The organism is Flavobacterium labens, assembly GCF_048286755.1.
In the GTDB taxonomy this organism is placed as follows: domain Bacteria; phylum Bacteroidota; class Bacteroidia; order Flavobacteriales; family Flavobacteriaceae; genus Flavobacterium.
This window is the reverse complement of record NZ_JBLVPL010000008.1, coordinates 97,208-122,607: the sequence shown is the minus strand read 5'-3', so window position 1 is coordinate 122,607 and position 25,400 is coordinate 97,208. Positions and strand designations below refer to the sequence as shown.

At 34.4% G+C, this 25,400-nt stretch carries 16 protein-coding genes; 7 read left to right on the top strand and 9 right to left on the bottom strand.

Going from position 1 to position 25,400, the window contains the following annotated elements:
- The first annotated feature begins 7 nt into the window (after positions 1-7).
- The 5 genes from kdpB (at position 8) to ACNQF8_RS14600 (ending at position 6,883) form a co-directional block, all read left to right on the top strand.
- Positions 8-2,041: a potassium-transporting ATPase subunit KdpB gene (gene kdpB / locus ACNQF8_RS14620; protein ID WP_417953801.1), complete on the top strand. Its 2,034-nt coding sequence runs from the start codon at positions 8-10 to the stop codon at positions 2,039-2,041.
- A gap of 56 nt (positions 2,042-2,097) precedes the next feature.
- Positions 2,098-2,652, top strand: a complete 555-nt coding sequence (locus ACNQF8_RS14615; RefSeq protein ID WP_417951346.1) for a K(+)-transporting ATPase subunit C — start codon at positions 2,098-2,100, stop codon at positions 2,650-2,652.
- A gap of 157 nt (positions 2,653-2,809) precedes the next feature.
- Complete coding sequence (locus tag ACNQF8_RS14610; protein ID WP_417951347.1) at positions 2,810-3,892, top strand: porin; 1,083 nt, start codon at positions 2,810-2,812, stop codon at positions 3,890-3,892.
- Positions 3,893-3,924: 32 nt separating this feature from the next.
- Positions 3,925-5,052, top strand: coding sequence for a sensor protein KdpD (locus ACNQF8_RS14605; protein ID WP_417953802.1), 1,128 nt, complete (start codon positions 3,925-3,927; stop codon positions 5,050-5,052).
- A gap of 106 nt (positions 5,053-5,158) precedes the next feature.
- Positions 5,159-6,883: an ATP-binding protein gene (locus ACNQF8_RS14600; RefSeq protein WP_417953803.1), complete on the top strand. Its 1,725-nt coding sequence runs from the start codon at positions 5,159-5,161 to the stop codon at positions 6,881-6,883.
- Between the two features lie 117 nt (positions 6,884-7,000).
- Here ACNQF8_RS14600 and ACNQF8_RS14595 read toward each other — a convergent pair whose 3' ends face one another.
- A complete protein-coding gene (locus ACNQF8_RS14595; protein WP_282717183.1) occupies positions 7,001-7,171 on the bottom strand; it encodes a hypothetical protein in 171 nt (56 codons plus the stop codon).
- Between the two features lie 85 nt (positions 7,172-7,256).
- Positions 7,257-8,684: an L-serine ammonia-lyase gene (locus ACNQF8_RS14590; RefSeq protein ID WP_417951351.1), complete on the bottom strand. Its 1,428-nt coding sequence runs from the start codon at positions 8,682-8,684 to the stop codon at positions 7,257-7,259.
- Positions 8,685-8,922: 238 nt separating this feature from the next.
- Here ACNQF8_RS14590 and ACNQF8_RS14585 point away from each other — a divergent pair, with 238 nt between their 5' ends.
- The gene (locus tag ACNQF8_RS14585; protein ID WP_417951352.1) at positions 8,923-11,430 is read left to right on the top strand and encodes a M14 family metallopeptidase; all 2,508 of its coding nucleotides are present in this window, start codon (positions 8,923-8,925) and stop codon (positions 11,428-11,430) included.
- A gap of 280 nt (positions 11,431-11,710) precedes the next feature.
- Here the strand turns inward: ACNQF8_RS14585 and tamL are convergent, their stop codons facing one another.
- From tamL to ACNQF8_RS14555, 6 genes are all read right to left on the bottom strand, one after another.
- Positions 11,711-14,005 (bottom strand): translocation and assembly module lipoprotein TamL, encoded by a 2,295-nt coding sequence (tamL, locus tag ACNQF8_RS14580; protein WP_417953804.1) that lies wholly within the window; start codon positions 14,003-14,005, stop codon positions 11,711-11,713.
- A 96-nt stretch (positions 14,006-14,101) separates the two neighbouring features.
- Complete coding sequence (locus tag ACNQF8_RS14575; RefSeq protein WP_417953805.1) at positions 14,102-19,078, bottom strand: translocation/assembly module TamB domain-containing protein; 4,977 nt, start codon at positions 19,076-19,078, stop codon at positions 14,102-14,104.
- Between the two features lie 168 nt (positions 19,079-19,246).
- A complete protein-coding gene (locus tag ACNQF8_RS14570; protein ID WP_417953806.1) occupies positions 19,247-20,929 on the bottom strand; it encodes a Na/Pi cotransporter family protein in 1,683 nt (560 codons plus the stop codon).
- 168 nt (positions 20,930-21,097) lie between these two features.
- The gene (locus ACNQF8_RS14565; protein ID WP_417951356.1) at positions 21,098-21,910 is read right to left on the bottom strand and encodes an NIPSNAP family protein; all 813 of its coding nucleotides are present in this window, start codon (positions 21,908-21,910) and stop codon (positions 21,098-21,100) included.
- Between the two features lie 476 nt (positions 21,911-22,386).
- Complete coding sequence (locus ACNQF8_RS14560; RefSeq protein ID WP_417951357.1) at positions 22,387-22,701, bottom strand: hypothetical protein; 315 nt, start codon at positions 22,699-22,701, stop codon at positions 22,387-22,389.
- Positions 22,702-22,705: 4 nt separating this feature from the next.
- Positions 22,706-23,143, bottom strand: a complete 438-nt coding sequence (locus tag ACNQF8_RS14555; protein WP_315211344.1) for an acyl-CoA thioesterase — start codon at positions 23,141-23,143, stop codon at positions 22,706-22,708.
- 267 nt (positions 23,144-23,410) lie between these two features.
- Here ACNQF8_RS14555 and ACNQF8_RS14550 point away from each other — a divergent pair, with 267 nt between their 5' ends.
- Positions 23,411-23,791, top strand: a complete 381-nt coding sequence (locus ACNQF8_RS14550) for a hypothetical protein (protein WP_315211342.1) — start codon at positions 23,411-23,413, stop codon at positions 23,789-23,791.
- A gap of 97 nt (positions 23,792-23,888) precedes the next feature.
- Here ACNQF8_RS14550 and ACNQF8_RS14545 read toward each other — a convergent pair whose 3' ends face one another.
- Complete coding sequence (locus ACNQF8_RS14545; protein ID WP_417953807.1) at positions 23,889-25,361, bottom strand: serine hydrolase; 1,473 nt, start codon at positions 25,359-25,361, stop codon at positions 23,889-23,891.
- Positions 25,362-25,400 lie beyond the last annotated feature (39 nt).

The window sequence follows — 25,400 nt, the reverse complement described above, 5'->3', positions numbered from 1 at the left end:
AATAAAAATGAATAACAATAAATCCAATTCATTATTCGAAAGTAAGCAGGTAAAAGAGGCGTTAGTGCAGTCTTTTGTAAAGCTAAACCCGAAAATAATGTTCAAGAATCCGGTCATGTTCACCGTTGAAATTGGAACTGCCATTATGCTTGCCGTGTGTATTGCCATTTTATTTGGCGCACAAGACGAAGGCAGTTTTGCTTATAATTTCATAGTATTTTTAATTTTGTTAGCAACCCTTTTGTTTGCCAATTTTGCCGAGGCTATCGCCGAAGCACGAGGGAAAGCACAAGCCGATAGTTTGAGAAAAACACGGGAAGAAACACCGGCAAGACAAGTTTTAGCCAATGGTGAAATTAAGAATATCAGCTCTTCTGAATTGAAGAAAGGCGATATTTTTGTTTGTGAAGCTGGTGATTTAATTGCAACTGATGGTGAAATTATCGAAGGATTGGCCACTATAGATGAAAGTGCGATTACCGGAGAAAGTGCTCCTGTAATTCGGGAAGTGGGTGGCGATAAATCATCAGTTACCGGCGGAACTAAAGTGTTATCAGACAAAATCAAAGTCATTGTGACAAACGAACCAGGAGAAAGTTTCTTGGATAAAATGATTGCTTTGGTAGAAGGAGCAAGCCGCCAGAAAACACCTAATGAAATTGCGTTAACTATTTTGTTGGCTGCCTTTACATTAATCTTTGTGATTGTTTGTGTAACCTTGAAACCGTTTGCCGATTATGCGAATGCTCCGATAACAATTGCTGCCTTCATTTCTCTTTTTGTTTGTTTGATTCCAACAACGATTGGTGGTTTGTTATCAGCGATTGGAATTGCAGGAATGGACAGGGCTTTGCGTGCCAATGTAATTACCAAATCAGGAAAAGCGGTAGAAACTGCAGGAGATATTGATGTATTGCTTTTGGATAAAACGGGAACTATCACCATTGGAAATAGAAAAGCAACTCGTTTTTATCCAGCAAAAGGAATCTCGAAAGACGATTTTATCACATCTGCAGTTTTGAGTTCGCTGGCTGATGACACGCCCGAAGGCAAAAGTATTGTGGAATTGGCAGGAATTGAAGTGGCAAACAAACTATCTATTGAAGGTGCTACTTTAATCAAATTCACTGCTGAAACCAGAACCAGCGGTGTTGTTTTAAAAGACGGAACCGATATTAGAAAAGGTGCTCAGGATGCAGTAAAAAATATTGCACTGAAAGCGGGAACTATTTTCCCCGAGGATATTGCACAAGCAGTGATTGCTATCTCATCAAAAGGTGGAACGCCATTGGTGGTCGTAAAAAATGCTCAAGTCCAAGGTGTTATTGAATTGCAGGACATTATCAAAACGGGAATGAAAGAGCGTTTTGAACGTTTGAGAAAAATGGGTGTAAAAACGGTGATGGTAACCGGAGATAATCCGTTGACTGCCAAATTTATTGCCGAAGCAGCTGGTGTAGATGATTTTATTGCCGAAGCCAAACCTGAGGATAAGATGAATTACATCAAAAACGAACAAGAACAAGGCAAGCTCGTAGCGATGATGGGTGATGGAACTAATGATGCACCTGCTTTGGCGCAAGCCAATGTAGGTGTGGCCATGAATAGCGGAACTCAAGCAGCAAAAGAAGCCGGAAACATGGTCGATTTAGACAATGATCCCACCAAGTTAATTGAAATCATTGAAATTGGAAAACAATTATTGATGACCAGAGGAACGCTTACTACTTTCTCTATTGCGAATGATGTGGCCAAATATTTTGCTATTGTTCCTGCGCTTTTCATCACGGCAATTCCTGCTCTTGAAGGATTAAATATTATGGGATTACACAGTCCAGAAAGTGCGATTTTATCAGCTGTGATTTTCAATGCGATTATCATTCCGATATTGATTCCGCTTGCGCTAAAAGGGGTTGATTATAAGCCAATCGGTGCGAGTGCTATTTTAAAGAGAAACCTATTGATTTATGGTCTTGGTGGCTTGATCATCCCATTTATTGGGATTAAAATAATTGATCTGGTTGTAGCATTATTTATGTAAATTCAAACCTAACAGGTTTCGAAAACGGGTTAGGTTTCATAAAAAAACAAAAGAAAATGAAAAATATATTTTCAATATTAAAATTCACCTTATTTATGGTGGTTTTGTTAGCGGTTATTTACCCAATGGCAATTTTTGGGATAGCACAATTGGCTCCCAATAAAGGAAAAGGAGAAACAATTACTGTAAACGGAAAAGTGGTGGGGTATCAAAAAATTGGGCAAAAATTCGATAAATCCAACTACTTTTGGGGAAGGCCATCAGCTGTGGATTATAACGCTGCAGGAAGTGGAGGAAGCAATAAAGGATCAAGTAATCCTGATTATTTAGCTTTGGTGCAAAAAAGAATCGACACCTTTTTAATCTTGCATCCTTATCTTAAAAAATCAGAGATTCCTGCTGATATGGTGACGGCTTCGGGAAGTGGGTTAGACCCTAATATTTCACCGCAAGGAGCGTTGGTTCAGGTAAAAAGGGTGGCGAAAGAAAGAAACGTATCAGAGGAAAAAGTAAAAGCTTTGGTGCAAGCCAAGATCAATACACCAGCAGTAATAGGAACTGCAAGCGTAAATGTTCTAGAGTTGAATGTTGCTTTGGATGAATTGAAATAAAAATAAAGTATAAAACGCACATTTTTTAGCCCAGCTATCCACTTGTATCTTTTTATTTTTTCTTTAAAAATAAAAAGATACAAGTGGATAGCTGGAAATAGCTTCAAATAATAAATAATGAGGGTGAGATTGCTTCGTTCCTCGCAATGACAAAAAAATGAAAAATACAATAAGTATCGCTTTAATAGCTTTTGGTTTTACAACAGTTACTGCACAAGAAACTGAAAAAACACAAAGTCCTTTCACGTTTTCGGGTTATGTAGAAACGTATTACAGTTATGATTTTGGAGAACCAGACAATCATGTACGACCCGGATTTATTTACAGTCACAATAAGCACAACGAGGTGAATTTGAATTTAGGATTGGCGAAGGTAAATTATACTAAAGAGAATGTTCGCGGGAATTTTGCCTTAATGGCCGGAACGTATGCCCAATACAATTTGGCAGCAGAACAGGATTTGCTTAAAAATGTGTTTGAAGCAAATGTGGGTGTGAAAATTTCGACGAAACACAATCTGTGGATTGATGCGGGAATTATGCCGTCACATATTGGTTTTGAAAGCGCTATTGGTAAAGATTGCGCCACTTTGACTAGAAGTATTTTGGCTGATAATTCGCCGTATTATGAAGCGGGTGTGAAAATTGGATATACGTCAAAAAGCGAAAAATGGTATTTGGCTGCCATGTATTTAAACGGTTGGCAACGCATCCAGAAAATTGATGGCAACCAAACTCCGGCTTTTGGGACGCAAGTAATCTATAAACCTTCTGCCAAAACCACATTAAACTGGAGTACGTATTTGGGGAATGAACAACCAGATAATGTAAAAAAATGGCGTTATTTCAATAATTTTTACGGACAATTTAAAGTATCCGAAAAAACAAGTTTAATTGCTGGTTTTGATATTGGAGCGCAACAAAAAGCAATAGAGAGTGACCAATATGATGTTTGGTTTTCACCGATTTTAATAGCGCAATACAAACCGACTACTAAAATCCAATTGGCAGCAAGAGCGGAGTATTACTCGGATGAAAAAGGAGTAATAATAGCAACCGCAACACCTAACGGATTTAAAACATACGGTTTCTCTACAAATTTTGATTATTTAGTTACCGATAATGTGATGTTTAGGTTAGAAGCAAGAACTTTAAATAGTAAAGACGATATCTTTTTGAAAAACACGGATCCTAGCAATCAAAATGTATTTTTAACTACAGCATTGGCTATTTCTTTTTAATTTTTTTTAAAATTTAAAATCCTAAAACCAAATTGGACAACGAAAAGGAAAATAATGTCAAGCACTTTCTTGATTTAATTCAGAAATCACGCAAAGGAAAGTTTAAAGTCTACATCGGTATGAGTGCCGGTGTGGGCAAAACTTTCAGGATGTTACAGGAAGCACATACCTTGTTGAAAAACGGCATCGATGTAAAGATTGGGTATATTGAAACGCATAATCGGAAAGAAACACACGAATTACTAGAGGGTTTACCGGTCATTCCAAGGCGGACTCTTTTTTATAAAGGGAAACTGCTTGAGGAAATGGATTTACAAGCCATTATCAATTTGCGTCCAGAAGTAGTTATTGTAGATGAACTAGCGCATACAAATATTGAAGGAAGCAAAAACGAAAAACGTTGGCAGGATGTTTTGGAGATTTTAGAAGCAGGCATAAATGTGATTTCGGCAGTGAATATTCAGCACATTGAAAGTTTAAATGAAGATGTAAAACGCATTACTAATGTCGATGTTCAAGAACGAGTACCTGATAATGTATTGCGGCTGGCGGATGAGGTGGTGAATATTGATTTGACGTCAGATGAATTGATTACGCGATTGAAAGAAGGGAAAGTTTACACTGCGGATAAGATACAGACGGCTTTGAATAATTTTTTTAAATCAGATCAAATTTTGCAGTTGCGGGAATTGGCTTTAAAGGAAGTTGCGGGACAAGTGCTTAGAAAAGTAGAGAATGAAGTACCTAAAAACAGTACTTCTAGACATGAAAAACTCTTGGTTTGTATCAGCAGTAATGATAAAACGGCTAAAATTGTAATTAGAAAAGCAGCTCGTTTAGCCAGTTATTACAACTGTAAATGGTATGTTTTGTATGTGGAAACTCCAAAAGAAAGCAATGACAAAATTGCATTAGACAAGCAACGGCATTTGATAAATAATTTCAAATTAGCCACACAGCTTGGAGCAGAAGTGATTAAAATTCAAAATGCTAATATTAAGGATGCTATGTTGAAAATGGTGGAACAAAAAAACATTACGACGGTTTGCATAGGAAAACCGCACTTCGATTTATTTAAAGTAATTTTGTCTACAACGATTTTCAGGCGTTTGTTGAATAATCTTTCGTTGTCGAATGTTGATTTGGTGATTCTGTCATAAAAGAATACTGCCGAAGATTCACAAATTTGCAGCAGTATAAATAAGGATAAATAAAAAACGAATTAAATAAAGAGGATGGAATTGCTCCATTTCTCGCAATGATAAGATGAGAATTAAAACTAAATTAAATTTGGGCGTTGGCTTACTTTTTCTAATGATAATTATTCTGTCATTAGTAGCGGCATTTTATATTTTTTCGATAAAAAAAGATACTGAAAATATTCTGAGAGCGAATTATAATACGTTGGAATTTTCTCGGAACATGCTTCTTTCGTTAGATGAAATTAACATCAACGAAGAAAAAGCAATTGCTATTTTTGAAACGAATTTGAAGAATCAAATCGCTAATATCACAGAAATCGGAGAAGATAAAGTGACGTATAATTTGCAAAAAAGTTTTGATTTTTTAGAAAAAAACAGAACTGATGAAAATGTAAAAAGCCAAATACGTCAGGATATTTTCGAAATAATGAAATTGAATATGAATGCGATTAAAGAGAAAAGTGATATAGCTACACATACTGCCGAAACTGCTAATTTATGGATTGCGGTTACAGGAACTCTTTGTTTTTTGATTGCGTTCAATTTATTAGTGAATTTGCCCAATAATATTGCCAATCCTATAAAAGAGCTTACGGCTAGTATTAAAGAAATTGCGAATAAAAACTATTCTGAACGCGTTCATTTTATGAATCATAATGAATATGGTGATCTGGCCAAATCGTTCAATACAATGGCACAAAAACTAGAGGAATACAGTAATAGTAATCTACATAAGTTATCCTTTGAAAAGAAACGATTGGAAACACTGATTAACAATATGCATGACCCGATTATTGGATTGGATAATAATGGTCTTGTATTATTTGCCAATGATGAAGCACTGAAAATTATGGGATTAAAATTAGAAGAAGTGATTAGTAAACCTGCTTCTTTGTTGGCTTTAACAAATGATTTGATGAAATCCTTAATTATAGATAATTTATCAAATGAGCATCAGAAATCGCTTCCCATGAAAATCTTTGCCGATGGTAAAGAAAGTTATTTCGAAAAAGAAACGGTAACAATCACTATAAAACCAACTGGTGAAGACCAAACAATCACTATTGGAGATGTTATCATTTTGAGAAACATCACTGTTTTTAAAGAATTAGATTTCGCCAAAACTAATTTTATTGCTACCGTTTCGCACGAATTGAAAACCCCAATTGCTTCGATAAAAATGAGTTTGCAATTACTTGAAAAACCAGAAACTGGAATTATTAATACCGATCAAAAACAGCTCATTGAAGGCATCAAGGAGGATAGTCAACGATTGCTTAAAATTACAGGTGAATTACTAGAATTATCCCAACTGGAAACTGGAAACATTCAGTTGAATATGGAGAAGAGTAATCCTTATGAAATTATAAATTATGCTACTGAAGCAATCAAAATGCAATCGGAACAAAAACAAATTGAAATAATACTTGATACAGATGATAATTTGCCGGATATTAAAGCAGATAGTGAAAAAACTGCTTGGGTTTTAATCAATTTTCTAACCAATGCGATTCGGTATTCTTCAGAAAATAGTAGCATTACAGTACAATTGAAAAAAGAAAATAGTAAAGTTGTATTTCAGGTAATAGATACGGGTAAAGGGATAGATAGTCGTTATAAAGCCAAAGTTTTTGATAAATATTTCCAAGTTCCGGGAAGTCACAATTCAGGAACTGGATTGGGTTTAGCAATAAGCAAAGAGTTTCTTGAGGCGCAAGGAGGAATAATTGGTGTTGAAAGCGAATTAGGACTCGGAAGTATTTTTTATTTTAAATTGGGTATTGTTTGATTTAGAAATAAGAGTGTTTAATTTGAAATAATTTCAGCTAGTTCCTAGTTGATAATGAGGGTTTTATTTAATCGAAAATCATTTGTAAAGGTTAATAAAATAGTCCAGCATTATAAATTAATACGTGTCGTCATTCAGGTCTGACTCTTCTTCTTTTGCTTTTTTGTAATCATTGTTCAAGAAATGAGTGTACTTCTTTTTATCTTTTTGATTTTTTCTAATAAGAAATACAATCAAAATAAGCACACAAATGATTACAATGCTGACTATTACCCAATTGATTTCCATTGCTTTTTGTTTAAGAATATAGAATAAATCTACTGTAAATATTTGAATTTTAGATTGTTTGAATTTTAAATTTGTGTTATTAAGTTTAACAATCCGCCATATTCACGGCAATGGCTAATCCGCCTTCTGAAGTTTCTTTGTATTTATTATTCATGTCTTTGGCCGTTTGCCACATCGTATCTACCACTTTGTCCAAAGGTACTTTTGCATTTTTTGGATCGGTTTGTAGTGCAAGTTCAGCAGCATTGATGGCTTTTATCGCGCCCATTGTGTTTCTTTCAATACAAGGAATCTGAACTAAACCACCAATAGGATCACAAGTCAATCCTAAGTGATGTTCCATTGCAATTTCGGCAGCCATTAAAACTTGTTCGGGAGTTCCGCCCATCAATTCGCACAAAGCCGCTGCTGCCATAGCAGATGATACACCTATTTCGGCTTGACAACCACCCATAGCGGCAGATATGGTAGAACCTTTCTTGAAAATACTACCTATCTCACCAGCGACCATAAGGAATTGTTTGATTTCTTTTTCACCAGCATTGTGGTTTTCAATGACTAAATAATACATTAAAACGGCTGGAATGACTCCAGCGCTTCCATTAGTTGGTGCTGTAACCACGCGACCTAAAGCTGCATTGACTTCATTAACAGATAAGGCAAAACAACTTACCCATTGTAAGATTTGGCGAAACTTCACTTCGGTTTTACGGATTTCTTCGAGCCAGCTTTGTGGCGAATCATAATTGGCTAAACCGATGAGGTTTTGGTGCATATCAAAAGCTCTGCGGCGTACGTTCAAACCTCCTGGAAGAATCCCTTCTGAATGACAACCAATGTACATGCATTCGAGCATTGTTTTCCAAATGCGTATCAATTCATGATCGATAACCGCTTCGGTACGCATCGATTTTTCATTTTCATAAACGATTTCTGAGATGGATTTATTCTCTTTTTTGCAAAAATCTAATAGTTCAGCTGCTATCTCAATTGGATAAGGAAAAGTACATTTTATTTCTATTTTCTTCTTGGCGTTGATGCGTTCTTCTTTGACCACAAATCCACCTCCAATAGAATAAAAGGTAGAAACATACTCACTGTCATCTGTCATGTAAGCCGTAAAAGTCATTCCATTGGCATGAAAAGGAAGGAAGTTTTTATTGAAGACGATGTCTTGAAGGAAATAAAAAGGAATTGGTTTTTCGTTTCCTAAATTGATTTCGTTTTTTGATTCAATTGATTTGATAATCCCATCAATATTTTCGACAGGAATGTATTCCGGATCTTGTCCGCTTAAACCTAGCATTACGGCTAAATCTGTGGCGTGACCTTTTCCAGTCAAGGAAAGGGAACCGTATAAATCTATTTTTACCCGATTTATATCAGGAAGTAAATTTTCATTTCTCAATTCACTAAGAAAGCGTTCGGCTGCTCTCCAAGGTCCAAGTGTGTGCGAACTCGAAGGTCCAACACCAATTTTTAACATGTCAAAAACTGAGATACATTCTTCCATCTGTAGTGTGAATTTTGTTGTCTGCAAATATAATAGAATGTAGCAATGATACTAATCTAAAAGAGAATAATATTGTTTATTTAATAATGAATGTTGCCGTATTGTTATTATTCTTCAACAAAAAATGAATTAATAAAAACTTGAGGTTTACGAAAATCAATATTTCACTAATCCGAAATTTAGCTTGTGCAATAGTTCGTAAATGGCTATTTTTGAAGCATAACTAACCCAAAATAATATGAAAAAGACTGTTTTTTCTTTTTATCTAATGCTAACTTTGGTGCTGAGTGTTCATTCGCAAGTGCAAAGTCCTTCTCAGTTTTTACCCAATTACGGGAAACAAATTACCTATTATCATCAGGCTGAAAATTATTTTAAACATCTTACAGAAAAATCTACTTTTATCAAACACCAGAAATATGGTGTAACACCTGAACAAAGGGATTTGAATGTGTATTTTATTTCTAGCCCGGAGAATTTAGCTAATTTGGAACAAATTAGGAATAACAATTTAGCAGCTATTGGTTTGTCCCAAAATAAATCGCAAATGATTGGCGATAAATTAATTGTATGGTTGAGTTTTAATGTTCACGGAAATGAATTTGCCGGAACCGAAAGTGCTATGACCGTAGCATACGAATTAGTAAATCCTTCGAATGCAGAAACTAAAAAGTGGTTAGAAAATACGATTGTTATTCTTGATCCATGCATTAACCCTGATGGATATTCCAGATACGGGAATTGGTTACGAGAAATTTCAGGTAAAAAAACGCATCCGGATTTATCAGACAGAGAGCACATGGAAGTTTGGCCAGGCGGGAGATACAACCATTATATTTTTGATTTAAATAGAGATTGGGCTTGGCAAACACAACCTGAAACCCAGCAGCGAATTGCATTATACAACCAATGGATGCCACAAGTTCATACGGATGTTCACGAAATGGGATACGATTCACCCTATTTTTTTCCACCATCAGCGGAACCTTTGCACGAATACATTGAGAAGTACCAGAAAGATTTTCATTACACTTTAGGTAAAAATATTTCTAAAAAATTTGATGCTCAAAACTGGATGTACAATACCGGCGAACGTTTTGATTTGTTTTATCCAAGTTATGGCGATACCTATCCTACATACAATGGTGCGGTAGGAATGACGATGGAACAAGGTGGAATAGGAGCGGGGAGAGCTGTTACAATGAGCAACGGAATCACCCTTACGATACAAGATCGATTGACACATCACGCAACGGCAGTCTTGACCGTAGTAGAATCAGCGGCGGCACAAGCGGATGTTTTGCTGAAAGGATTCAGAGGTTTTATGAATAATTCCCGAAAAACAGTAAAGGGAAATTATAAAATGTACGTGATGAAAAACAATCCAAAGTTGATTCAAATGGCGGATTTGTTGAAAAAGAATAATGTGGAATTCAGTTACGCTGATGCCAGTCAAAAAGCATCTGGATTTAATTATAATACTAAAACAGAGAAAGGTTTTACGATTGAACCGAATGATTTAATTGTAAAAGTAGACCAACAAAAAGCTGTTTTTGCGCAGGTACTTTTTGAACCAAATCAAAAGTTGAATGACAGTTTATCCTATGATATTACTTCTTGGGCTTTGCCCTTGGCGTATGGAGTTGAAGGCTATGCGTTGAAAAACAGTTTGGCTATCAAAACAAAAGCGTCCATTGAAGTGCAAGAGAAAGGAATTCCACAAAATGTATATGCGTTCCATATTCCTTGGAATAACAGAATTTCTGCTCAGGTTCTTTCGTTGTTGCACCAAAATAATATCAAAGTTCGATCTGCGATGAAAAAAGCTGTTTTTGGCGATGTAATAGTGGAGCCGGGTGGTTTGATTGTGACCAAAGCAGATAATCCAAAAGTTGTAGATTTTGAAAAAACGATTGGAGAACAGATTAAAATAAAAACCGATTACAATTATATAGCTACGGGATTTTCGTCTAATTCGAAAGATGTTGGTGGAGAAAATTTCAATTTATTAAAAGCTCCAAAAGTTGTATTATTATCAGGAAAAGGAGTCGGTTCTACAGAGTTTGGCGCTACTTGGTATTATATGGAAGAAACTATTGGATATCCAGTGAGTGTGGTTGAGGTAAGTAATTTTAACAGATTAAACCTATTCAATTACAACACGCTTATTATGGCGGATGGATATTATGATTTTTCAGAAGACCAACAAAAGAAAATAGGAGAATGGATTAAAAATGGCGGAAAAGTGATAGCGATGAACAGCGCACTTACTCTTTTTGAGGCTAAAGAAGGATATGCGTTGAGTCCTTTTGCAACAGAAGAAGACAAATTAAGTTCCGAAAAAGAGGCTGAAGAAGAAGAATTGAAAGAACGTTTTCTGGATTTTCAGGATTCAGAGCGCAGGTATATTTCTAAATCAATTCCAGGAGCCATCATTGAAAATCTTCTGAATAAAACACATCCAATGTCGTTTGGTTTAGGCGATAAATATTTCAGTCTAAAAACAGATGACAGACATTATTCTTTGTTGAAGAAAGCAACCAATGTTGTTTATGTTCCTAAAGATTATAAAAGCTATGGTTTTGTTGGTAATGAGATCAAAAAGAAATTGAATAATACCGTAAGTTTTGCGGTAGAAAGTAAAGGAGACGGATCAGTAATTTATATGGTAGACAATCCATTATTCAGGGGATTCTGGGAAAATGGAATTTTACTGTTTAGCAATGCTTTATTCTTGGTAGACTAAAACTTGATAATTTATTATGGGAATTAATAGTTAAATTGTGCCGTTAGGCACTAAATATTGGTAAAAAAAAACACAACATTTGAAGCGAATTTAGCGTGCCGTAGGTACGCAACAAAACCATAAATGTTGCGTACTTACGGCACGCTAACGAATTTTAAACCCAATTACTACCAATATTTAGTGCCTAACGGCACAAAAAAAGATTTTACGCCTTGATTAGTTATTATACAAAAAGAGCACGAAATCATCGTGCTCTTTTTTTTATCCAGATTGTATTGTTTTAAAATGGATAGCCAATAGCCAAGTTGAAAATCAAATTTTCTTTTCGCCAAGCACCGCTTCCAAAATCAATTTTATCTAAAACCCAACGATCGCCATCAGGTAAATATGGTTTTCTTAAAGGAAATGCAAGATCTGTTCTCAAGATAAGAAAAGAGAAATCGAAACGCAATCCTGCTCCAGCACCAACGGCTATTTCATTCAGGAATTTTTTTGAAAATTTGGCTCCTGGTTTATCAGGATTCTCATTCAATAGCCAAATGTTTCCGGCATCTATAAATAAGGCTCCTTTCACCAATCCGTAAATTTTAGCTCTGTATTCCGTATTAAATTCCAATTTTATATCACCAGATTGATCGGGCAAAAAAGCATTGGTATTCGTTGATGCGCCATCAAAACTTCCCGGACCTATAGAACGTGCTCTAAAGGCTCGTAAACTATTGGTTCCACCAATGAAGAACTGTTTGATAAAGGGCATTTCACGGGAGTTTCCGTAAGCATATCCTGCGCCTACAATAACTCGGCTTGCCAGTTGAGAATCTGGACCTAACTTATAATAATGTCTAAAATCATTTTCTATTTTGATAAATTGACTAAACGGAACATCGAATAATTTAATAGTATCACCTTTTCGAATATTTGCACCTGAAACTAAACCTGCCACGTTTCCTGCTAAGTCGATTGTTCCTTTATAGTAAAAGGTGTTTTTCTTTCTTTTTTGTAGTGTATTGGTGTAAGTATAAGAATAGGTTGGTCCAAAAATCAATTGCTTTTCAATGACTTTTCCCAAAGATTCATTTTTCAGAATTTGTTCTTGGTACAAAGCTGTAACGTTTTCAGGACTGGCGTATGTAATCTCAGTAACATTCAATAAATGTTCTTTTCGTTCATTTTCTTTCCATAAGTAACCAAACGAACCTTTGAAGGTTTGCAGGGAATATAATTTAGTTCTGTTTTGGAATTCATATCCTAATGTAGCCTTTGTTTTTGGAACAAAACCACTTGGAGAATTTAGTTTAAAAGGCGCGACTAATCTTGGCCAAACTAAATTGGCCTCAGTTCCAATGCGGTATACATTAAATCCATTATTCTGACCGGAAACTTGTACTTCAACTCCGCCAAAAGCAGAGATAGTAAGCAATTCTGCACCTCTAAAAGTATTTCTGTTGCTCCAGTTTAAATTGAGTTCCGTTCCTGTATAATTAGCGGAGTTTGTTTTGGCTAATAATTCCAGTCGGATTGATTTTTTGGGTAATGGAGTCAGATAATAATAAGCATCCAGATAATTTCCTGTTGTATCAGAAACTCTGAATTGATTTTTCACAAATTTAAAAGTCCCCAGATTTACTAACCGATTCAAGGATAAATTATGATCGTTACGGTTGTATAAATCATTTTTTTTGAAATATAAGGCTCGATCAAAAATGCGGGGTTTAAACAAATTCTCCGGATCAATAATAGTTAAGTCATTGTATTTTTTGATGGAATCCACATTTGTTTTCACACTGTCAGAACCTATTGAATAGTTTGGATAAACGATAATTTTATTGATTTTGTATGGTGTCTCAGCCAGTTTTGGAGCTTCGTCTTTTACTTTTACAATAAGATCCACCTTATGATCAGCCACAGTTGTATCTACTTGTACTTTGAGATAATCAGGGTTAAAATAAAAGAATCCTTTTTCTTTTAGTCTTGCATCAATACGAATTCTTTCTTCTTTAATAACAGCAAGACTGTAACCTTCCTCTTTTTTTAACAGACTTCTTCGTCTGGTATTGCGAACGGCAGTCGAAATTATGGAGGAGTCTGTAGGGAACTTTACTTCTTTAATTTTATATTGTTTTCCTGGTTTAACGATATATTCTGCGGTCGCTTTTTTACCATGTCGGGTTGAATCTGCCGATGTTCTTGTATTGAAATAGCCACTGTTTTCTGCAAAGTTTTGCAAAACACTTTTGTTGTATTCTAAATCTACTTGGCTGTATAGAACAGGAGCTTCGCCTACTTTAGTTCTCAGCCAGTAGCGCCACCCTTTTTCTTTCTTTGGCGTCCCAGCCAAATTATAGATGTATAATTTTGGTCTTAATCCTAAAATCGAGGAATTAGGCTTTGGTCTAAGAACTTCTTTTAATGCCGTTTTTAATGCTTTTTTTTCTTTTTTAGACATTTCCTTTTCTTCAACAGTAACTTTTCCGCCGGTGTACAGCAGTTCTCCTTCGGGAAGAAATCTAGTATTGCTACAGGAGGAAACTAACAATCCTAAAAAAAGAAAATATAATAAATGGCTCTTGTTCATCAATTTTATTATTTATTAAAAAAAATAAATCATTTAAGGTATTAAGTTTCATCAGGAAAAATCGATTAGTCTATTTTTTTAATGATGTAAAAACCTTTATTTGTTTTTTTGTTTTGCTTTTTTCGCTTCACTTTTGCGAAACAATTCACTGAATTTATTGTAATCCATAGTGATGATAAAAGCAATTCCGGTTTCCACAACTTCACCTTGAAGCGCTACTTGGTATTTATTAATTCGGTATGCTCGTATTTTATATCTACCGTCTTTTGAAAGTTGGTAATCAATCGATACATCGCCTGCAATATTATTAGCGTTCTGATTCACTTGTTGCGGACCTTCAATTCCAAAACTGCTTCCTACAGTAACTTTCAATCGGTCATTTAATAATTTCTTGGAAATTCCTACGCTTAAATCAGTTTTGTTTTCTCGTTGACCTGTAGTATAATCATCAGAAGTATTCAAATCAAAATTAAGTTCAACACCTTCAATTAAATCACCCGCCAAATTATTAAGTTGTTGCGACAAAATTTTACTGGCACTTTCTCTTGCTATTGACGAAACGCTTGTTCCTCCGGTTTCACTGGCAAATGGGTTTTCTCCAATAAAACGATTCAGTAGGAGTAAGGCAAATACCTGTTTGTTTAATTCATCCGGTTGCTGACGCAGTTGAGTCAGTTTAGCTTGTGTTGCATTGATAATTTCTGTTGAAACACTATTGTTTCCATCTGGCAAAATGATATCAAAAGAAATGTTTGGCTTCATCAATTCACCATTCATTTTTAGTTCGGTTTCAAAAGGAATTTTTTGTTTGTAAGTATTTCTCACTTCGGCAGTGACATCTCCTAACTGGTCGTTTACCAAATCAATCGGAGCAGCCTCAGTTTTGTAAACTGCAGTGATATTGATGTCAGCCGTTGTGGGCTCTCCAGTCCACAGGATATAACTTCCTTTTTTGATGTCAAATTTTCTTTTGATGGCATTAAAATTCATTTCATAATTACCTTCAGATAATTCATATCTTCCGGTCAAAGTCGTTTTTCCTGATGGATCAATACCGCCGTTCAATTGTGCCTCTCCTTTTAATTTTAGGTAATCTCCGTTGGCTTTATCAATCACCAATGATAATTCGGCGTCTTTATCTACTTCAATATTTACCGAAGCATTGATTCCTTTTATGTACATTTCGCTATTCAATTCATCCATAACGATCGTCTCGAATAATTTCGGATTGTCTTGGTCAATGAATTCTACAATTCCTTCTCTGTCGGCAATTGACGGATCTGATTGTGGTAAAACAATAGTGAATTTAGTGTCTTTATTAATTTTGATATTTCCTTCTACAATAGGATTGTCTAAATTTCCGGATAGTTTCAAATGATTGTCTAAGTACAATTCGCCATAATACAAATCATTGTCTTTTGCTTTAGAATTGACGGCTTTGAAATTATCAGCATCAATGGCTAAGTCAAAACCAAAATTGCTGAAATTGGCACTGTCAATCTTTCCATTGATGGCTAAATCATTGTCTTTTTCATCCTTTATAATAAAATTGTCAAAAAGAATCGCATTTGGTGTAAATACAATTTTATCATTTAAAGATTTGAATTTTGCATTAAGCTGCTTCACTTTGAAACCAATTTCATTGAATTTCAATTCTCCAATTACGTTCGGCTGCGAAGTATTTCCAGTTATTTTAAAATCTCCTGTCAAGAATCCTGTGCTTTCCGTAATGTTATCCAATGTAAAGCCCTGAATACTTTTTAAGTTCAATTTATCAATGTCGAGATTCATATCAAAACTGTTGTCAGTCGTCTTGTAATTTCCTTCCAGATTAACTTGATTTCCTTGACCCGTAATGGCAATTACGGCGTCATATTGGTTAGCAATTGCATTATTTACTTTGATGCTAATGTTTCCAATCGTATCTTTTTTGAAAGTAAAATTTTCAATGTTTAAGTCTGAAGTAAAAAGAGGTGTGGTGCTTATGTTTTTGACCAATGCATTTCCATTGATTTTACCGCTCATTTGCAAATCATCTTTCTCAACGATGCTAGTAATGGTTTTTATGTCAAAATCTTTGAAATCTATTGCGATTGGTGCATTGGCATCCTGAGATTGTGATTGAATGAGGATTTTACTTCCGTCTTTACTCAATTCAAAATTATCAGCATAAATTCCTTTTTTGCCAAAGCGAATTAAATTATCTTGTGTTATTTTCCAAGATTCATAGTTCAATAACAAATTATTTGGATCAAGATTGATGTCGTTGTTTCCGTTGCTAGCTTTTAATGTTCCCGCAATTAAGTATCTTTCTTTGTCTTTTGAATCTTTTAATTGCACCGTATAATTCACAATATTATTTTGAACTTTACCTGAAATGCTAGTGTGGGGCAATTGAATTTGTTTGTTTTGAATGTCATCAACAACAAAATTGTAAACAAGTGAATTGTCTTTAGTATCTACTTTAAGGACTGCATTTGTAATAGTGTTTTCTCCATAAATTAATTTTGGAATTGTACCATTCAAAGCAATAGAATCGTTAACAGAGTTATATCTTCCTTGTATATTAATAGGTTCCAGACTTTTCAATTCAGGAATAAGCTTTAATAGAATTGGACTGTCTTTTACACCAATTTTAAAAACAAATTCTTGTTTCTCAACTGCTATTTTTCTGGAACTTGGTTTGCTGTCATAATACTTTGCAATAGAATTTGTCAAAGCAGTCGCTATTTTTGACAACTTGTATTTTCCATCAGCTTCCACATCCAAAAAAGGTGATTTCAATACAAATGTATTCTTTTCAGAGGTAGATGTTGCCACTGCGCTAACAGAATCAATTACAAATTCCTCTTTAGCATTTACGATGGTAATGTTGTGCGCATAAACCGTTCCGTTGAGGTAATCAAGATTTGCCGATTGTATATCAGCATCTACAACGCCTCTTATTTTTAATGGACCAGCGTGCAGATTCAGTTTTTCCAAATCAGCGATATCTACATTCAGTTTTAGTTTTCCGGTAGGGTATTTGTCTTTAAAACTGCCGCTGCTTACCAAATCAAAAGTCAGATTAGGATCTTTTGCAAAAGCGGTTGCATTGAAATTTCCGTTTCGAATAGTTCCTTTTACCGCTACATTTTGGTACGTATATTTATTATAATACGCTTTTAGAATATTCCCGTTTAATGATGCTGTCGCCGTTTTTGGATCAAATCCAGTTCCTTTAATGTTAGCTTTTAAAGTTACTTTTCCAATGGAGTCGTTCTTGATAAATTTCCCTAAATCAAAATTAGTAAGTTCCGTTTGGGCATCGTATTTCTCGTAATTTTTTCTGCTTTGGTCGAATGTAGCTTTGATTTTTGCATTTCCAAAACTACTTGCGATATTCATATTAGTGTTGAAATTAGCAATGGTTCCTTTAAAAAATCCTTTAGCGCTGAATTTTGACGGCAACTGAATCGAATTTGGAATGGTACCTTTTGGCAAAAAGCCAACAAAATCTTTGGAACCAGATTGTAAATCTTTAATATTTAAATCAAAATAGGCTTTGTTGACATCTGGTAAACCAATGATTCTGCCGCTTGCCGCTACTTTTGTAGTTCCAATGCCACTAATTTCCATACTAGGAAACTCAATATTTTTTAATTTTCCTTTTACAGTTCCATTGATTAGCAATATCGCATTGGGATTGCTCATAAACGGATTGGTATTATTCAAAGTCGGAGCAAAAAGTAAAATATCTTTAATGCCCAATTTGCTCTTTTTTAGATTGGCAATAAGTCCTAATTCTCCTGGATTTTTGGCTAAAGATGCAATAGAAGGATATCCAATTCTAATTTCGTCTTTCAGTTCCGTTTGAGGTGTTTTTAAATATAATTTTTTAACAAATGCATTTTTTTTACCGTAGAAAAATTCCGCATTAAAGGACTGAATGTTCAAGCCGCTTTTGTCTTTAACGGTTAATGAATTGGCAATTCCCGAAATATTTTCGGGATTGTAATGCAGCATATCTACTTGTAAGTTTAAATTTGTAAAATTCAAATGGTTGTGGTCAATTCCTTTTTGAACTGCAGCAACATTATTATTGTCATAACGGAAATTTACCCGTTTGAATTCCGTTTTCTTTATTTTGACATCCCAGTTGTTAGATTCGGAATTTACAGCTTCTTTTTTAGGTCTGATTATATCTAATTTATCAAAAGCCAAAGCACCTTCTACACCAGTTAAATCTAGACTTTCAATAATTGCGAATTGATTGTTAAGGTCAATTTTATCAATTTTTGCGAGCAGTTTTTTTAAATAAAAATTAGTGGATAACTTGGTTTCGTCACTTTTATAATCGAAATCAATTTTGGCCAAATCAATTTCACCTAATTTTAATTTTAAGATGGATTCCGGTTCATTTTTTATTGCTGCCACTTTAGTCGCATTGGAAATTTGAACCAATCCTTGCTTTAATTTGAATTGTAATCCATTGATTTTAGCTTTAGGAATTTCAAAGTTCATTTCGTTTAAATCGAAGGTTTTAATTTTCGTTTCAAAATGCTTTAGATTGGCATAAATATCATTTTTTGTAACGGCATCCGTATAGTTAAACTTGATACGGTCTAGCATTATTTCTTCTACCGAAAACTGCATGGGTGGCGAATCGCTCTTTTGTTTTTCTGGCGAAGCAAATGCTTTTATGATGTAATCAAAATTAAAAATAGCTTTGGAATCTCTATTTAAATTAGCTGAAATCCCTACTAATTCTAAGGAATTGATTTCTACTTTATTGTTTATCAATTGAAACAGGCTGATATCGGCAGCTAGCTTTTCACCCGCAAAAAGAGTGTCTTTCTTTTGGTCTTCAAAATAAACGCCTTGGAGAATTACTTTTTTTGGAAACTCAATGGCAAGACTATCAACCCTCACTTTTGTTTTGATTTTCCCTTCCAGATAAGTTACCGCTTTTTCTTTGGCATAATTCTGAACGGAAGGAATTTGAATAACTACAAACAGAATTAAGAACAATAGGATTATAGATCCTATTATCCAAAGGAAAATTTTTAAACTTTTCTTTAAATATGTTTTCAAATGAGGTGTATTTTTTGGTTAAAATTAACCAATTTAAATCAGAATTGCAATCTTGTATGCAAATGGGATTACTTACAAAGATTAAAAATTGAAAACAAAATACTTTACAAAATTTAAAAATAATGTTGTAAAATTATTGGAATGCATCACATGCTAATGAAGCGTTTTTTATGTTTTATAGATTGGGATTTCATTAAAATTTTGAGCTTCTTTTTCATCTAATAAAATATCTTTTACAGCCATTAACATTGCCTTGTTTGATGTAAAAAGTTCTCTATTGAAGTTTATTACTGTTGTGATGTCAATATCTTCAATAGTAGCAAGTTGTGCCTCGGTATAAAATGTATTGAGTGCTGTTGTGTAATTTTTTTGAATCGTATCAAATTGAATTCTCAGTTCTTCAAAACCCGAGCTTTTTTCGGTGTTCAAAAACATATTTAATTTTAGGTACAGTTCTTCGGTTTCTTTTTTGTGATGCAGGAAAAACTGATATTTAATTTCTTTTGATGAACTGCTGAGGTTTGTAATGTTGCTTCCAATATCTTTTATACTTTTTACTGCATGCATAGAACTTCGCACGGCAGAAATCAATTGGTTTAACTCCGAATTTCCTTCACTATTTAATTTAGCTCTTAATTTTAAATAAAAAGCCTGTAATTCTCCTTGCAATTGTTTTAGGAATTCATATTTCTCTTCTGGAGTTTTTGAATCAAAATTTCTTTTATCATTGATTTCGTTGTAATTTGTTTGTTGGTCAAGTTCATTAGTCTGAATTTTGAATAATTCCAAATTGAAAAGCATCGAGTTATGAATAAAATATCTCGTTTCTCTTCTAAATAAATCCAGCGCTGTTTCCGGTTCTGCAATTGATGCGTGGTTTATAAATGCTGCTGCAGAACCATCGGTATTTTTGAAAAAACGTTCCAAAAAGGTAGTGAATAAATCCAAAACAGGAAGAAACAAAACTATGGCCAATAGATTTATTAAACTCGAAAAAGTTACCAACCCAATGAGTGGATCTTTGATTTTTATGATATCGGTTATCAGCAGGATAATAGGTCTTAGCAATACAAAAGCAATGGCGGTAATGAAAATATTAAACAATAAATTGCCTAGTGCCACTCGTTTCTTGGAAGCATTTCCGCCAATAGCGCTCAACACTATTTTAATAATGGTGCCAGTCTCGCTTCCCAGAACGATTGCTGCAGCCATGGGAAATCCTATTGCTCCGGCGTTGAGAGCACTCAATGTTAGTGCCATAGTTACAGAACTAGATTGAACAACCAGCGTAATCAAAAAACCAATTATCAGAAAAATCACTAATGGCTCCGAAGCATATTGTGAAAAATCAAAATATTGAACCTGCGTTTCCATAGCAGTTTTCATGAAGGAAAGGCCGATGAACATTAAACCAAAACCCAAAAGAAAATAGGAAACATATTTTATGGTTTTCCGATTTCCAAGAAGGATTAAGAGAAAACCTCCCAAACAAACTGCCGGATAAGCAATTACTTCTATATTAGTTTTAAAACCAAGTGTTGCTACCAGCCAACTGGCAAGTGTTGTACCCAAATTTGCTCCCAGAATAATGGCCATAGCATTTTTCATGGTAAAAACTCCTGCGCCAACAAATGCTAAAACCATCAATGAAACCATAGAACTGCTCTGGAGAATACCAGTTACTATTGTTCCGCCTGCCACTGCACCTATGTTGTTTTTTGTGATTCGCTGCAGAAACAGTTTGAAGTTTCTCCCGGAAAGATTCTTTAGGGATTCCTCCACAAGATACATGGCAAAGAGAAACAGTCCAACACCAGCGGAAAGTTTTAATATTGTATTGAGTGTTTCCATAGTTAAAAATAGGATTAAAGATACTTAAAAATAATGATTTAATCTTTTCTTAACGGCGTATTTACGCTTATCTGGATTCGAAAAATAGTAAAGATTTTAAGGTTTTAAATAAAAAAAACTACAGCTTTTTAGGGTTGTAGTTTAGGATTGAAATTTGAATTTGTAAAACTAATAATCGGAATAATCAGTTGGATACAAAAAAGTAATGTCTATATGGGAAATATTGTTTTTGTATTTTTCCATAGCTATTAATCCTTTCCATTCCGGAGAATCTACAAAGGCTTTCCAATGCGAATCTCTGCTTTCCTGATCTGCAAAAGTGGTCATGTACATCAAGTTTGGCATTTTGGCTCCCGAAATAACTTCGCCATAAAAAACCGCATTAAAAGCAAGTCGGTCAAAGAGTTTTATTTCTCCGCCGGCATTAAACATATCGACTTTGTTTTTATAAATCGCTTCTGTTGCTGATTCATAGCTTCTTAATTCATACACTCTGTTTGCTCTTGGACTATTCAAAACGGGAGTAGACAAAATAGGATGATCTGAAAAAGCTTTTAATAAAATAGATTCGATACGTAAATATGGTGCTTGTTTATAGGAAGCATTTAAGTAATCTGCTCCTGCAGCTAAATAGGTTTTGTCTTTAGCCAGTTTATCTTCTAATCCCAGAAATTGAGTCATGGATGAGAACGGAATTACTACCAGCACTTTTTTTATCGTGTCAGTAGCATTTGGTCTTGGTTTGAACACACCAATATTTTTAATTCCAAGTTTTTTCAAACCCGGAAGAAATGCTTCTTTCAAATATTTTTCGGTGTTTTCAACTTGTTGATCCGTTTTGAAAACATAGGTTTTAATTTGGTAGAATTCTCTTGATTGCGCTACATTTTTTTCTGTGGTTTTATAATCAGTAGTTATTTTTTTAAAGCTACTCATGCTTAAGATAATAACTACTATTAAAAGTAATTTGGTTAATTTCATTTTTAGTTTTTTAGTTTGGGGTTATTAATAATTCATTTATAAAAGTATAAAAAAAATGTAACTTTTAGGTTTTCAATTACTACAGGAGCGAATTACTTTTTATTTAAAATAAAGTATCAGTAAATATCACTAAATAGAGTTACCCAAAACTATAAATGCACTGTTTATTTCTTTGAAACCAAAAGTGTTAGTAAGGCACATTATTCCTACTATGCTGGTGCACCTGTACTTAGAGGTGTCATTTTTCGTTGCGTAGCAAACAGAAATTACGATTGCTGAAGAGCCACAAAATAAAATTAGGTGGTATGTGAGATCTTAAAAATGTTGTTTTGAAAGCCATCACTTCTAAACGACTTTTTCATGAATAATCTCAGTGTGCGACGCGGGACTAATAAAAGCTGTAAATCCAATTTAAGAAATAGTTTGGCAAGCTCTTTTATTTCGTAATTTGGATTTATCTTTCTGAATCATTTTTGCTATTTCAGCACTCGCACGGTCATATGATTAACACCTGAAATTTTAAAAATATCTCCTTTCACTTGTATAGTTTCTCCAGTTGAAACCTGTCTGTATTGTGTTGGTTCTAATAAATTGGCGCGACTTATAGTCACTAAATAAATTGAATTTTCTGTTGTTGATAATTTGGCGGTATAGCCGTCTTTACCCACAACGATTTCCTGCACTTTTCCGGTGGTGAATTCAGTGGTGTTTGCGTTTAGCAACGGACTGCAACTTACAGCAAGCGCCAATACAATTAGTAAGCAGCTGGCAATTTTTAAAAATTGTTTCATAAATTTAAAGTTCTAGAAAATCATTAGTTTTTGGGAAATTACGAATAGCGTCCGTCGCTATTTCGGGTGTTGGGTCGGCTATTTTGCGCAGTTTGGTGTCCATCCAAGCTCCATCTACGGTTATTACGGCACAAAGTTTATTTTCGTCATTCAGGAATTCGTGGACTATTGACCAGCGCGAAGCATCGGGTCTCATTTTAGAAATTTTTGTATGCATTACAATTTTATCCGAAAGCAGTATTTCTTTTCTAAAAACACATTCTTCTCTGAATAATATGGGACCAAAATTCTGTGATCGCAAAACCTTCATTGTTAAACCCAAGCTTTCTAAAAGCTCAATACGGTGCTGTGCTCCAAAGTCATAATAAGCACTATGTCGGACATGAAAATTAGGGTCAAGATCAGACCAACGGAAAGATAATTCTTTTATAAATGAAGTCATTGTTGCTGTTGTGTTTTAAAATTATTTTTTAGGAAACTTTCAGGATTACATTTTAACGAAAGCAGGTAAGTTTTAAAAAATCTAAAATACAAATAAAAACGTAATGTAATTATGATACACGTTGCTTTTTAAGGCTTTTTTATGATAAACGACCAAAATTAAATAGGGTGTTTGTAGATTATTTTATCTCAAAAAATATTGTGGCGTGTCTTTTGCATATGAAAAAAAGATTGTCCAATTCCGGATAATAGAAATAACCCAATGTGTATGAAAAAAATAATTGTACTGCTGTTGCTGTCAGGTGGGATGTATGCTCAAGAACAAGTGTTTAACGTGCAGCGTTATTGCATCGATGAGAAACCTTTTAGACAAGGAGAATGTAATATTGCAGGAAATGAATACTCTTTTGTGTTCTTGGATACTCAAAAGCGCGATGTGGTTTTCTTTCTCACAGCTACAAAAATGAAATATAAAATTGTAGACTCTGGGATTGTATCTCAGGATAGAAATTACACCTTTTATACTTTAGAAAATGAAAACGAACAGGTAGAAATGAGGGTAAACCAGCAGCATACAAAAATTGAATTCCTGTATCCCAATAATCACATTTATTTGACGGTAGGGAAATCTACTAAGGCTGTAAATTAAAAAGTCAATTTAAGAGTGTGATTTTTATTATCCGCACGTTCATGCTTTTACTATGAAACATGATGCGTGCGGTTTTTTTTTAATAGGTCTAAATAATTTAGGATTTTGAAAGTTCTTCCAATACTTTTTTTCCATTTTCATTATTTGGATCCAGTTCTATGGATTTTTTATAGTTGATAATCGCCAGCTTTTTATCTCCGTTTTTTAAATAGGCTTCTCCTAAACTGTCATATGCATTTCCTGATTTAGGAAACGCTTCAACATTTAGTTTGAAAACTTCTATCGCTTCTTTTACTTTTCCGGTTTGTAACAATTGATATCCTGCGCTGTTCATTTCATTTTCGTTGATAGCATAAGTATTTGAATTTTTATTTTCTTTAAAATACTCGATTCCAGAAGCAATTCCTTTTTCCAGAATAACATCTACGAAAGCATTCGCTAATGATTTTTTAGGCAAACTATAAGGTTTATTGTAAAGGATATTTCTTATCGCTTTATTCATCTCGTTTAAGTTAGTACCGCCCGTATTATTTAATAAAACCACCAGATTTTTGTCAGATGGAATTTGAGAAAATAAAGTGTTAAATCCATTTATTCCACCGCCATGTTCAATAACTGTTATGCTGTCATTCTTTTCTCCATTGAAAGCCTTGTTGATAAACCATCCATAACCATAATGTCCCGGTCCTGCAGGGATATAGGAATTAAATAGTAGTTCTTTATATTTTGTCGAAAGTAATTGTTCAGTGTAAAGTGCTTCATTCCATAGAAATAAATCGTCTACAGTGGAATACAAAGAACCAGCAGCGTAAGGGATAGACAAATCAAGGTAGCCGGCATTGCTGAAGTTTTTACCGTTTTTCTCATACCCGGAAGCTCTGTTTTTTAGAATCGTTTCATGGTGATCGAATCCAGTATTGTTCATTTTGAGTGGCGCAAGAATATTGTCTTGTAAACTCTGCTCATAGGTTTTGCCGGAAACTTTCTCTATAATGTATCCCAATAAAAAATAACCGGAATTGCTATACGCAAATTTTTCACCTGGTGTAAACTCCAGCGGTAGGTCAGCGAATTTTTTCACAAAAGCTTCTGGACTATACGGATTGATGCTTAAATCTTTCACGAAATTAGGAAACGAAGTGTAATTAGGAATTCCAGAGGTGTGCGTCAGTAAATGATGAATAGTGATTTTATCGCCCAATGTTTTAGGATAATCAGGAAGATAGGTTGAGATAGGAGCATCCAATTTTAATTTTCCTTGCTCCACTAATTGAACAATTAGTACAGCGGTAAACTGTTTGGTAACTGAACCCAATCGGTGTTTAGTGTCTGGCTGATTCGGAATATTCCATTCCATGTTTGCCATTCCAAATCCCTTTTTATAAATTACCTTACCTGCATCAGCGACAAGGATAGAACCATTAAATTGCCCGTAGTCCGAGTATAGATTCATCAACTTATCGATTTGTTCTACTTTAGTTTGGCCAAAGGAAACCGTTATTGTAATTAGCTGGATGAATAGACCAATTAGGATTGTCTTTACTGCAAAATGCTTGGAACGTTGTTTCATGATGATTGTTGGTTTTAGTGATTGATGTTTTTTATAATT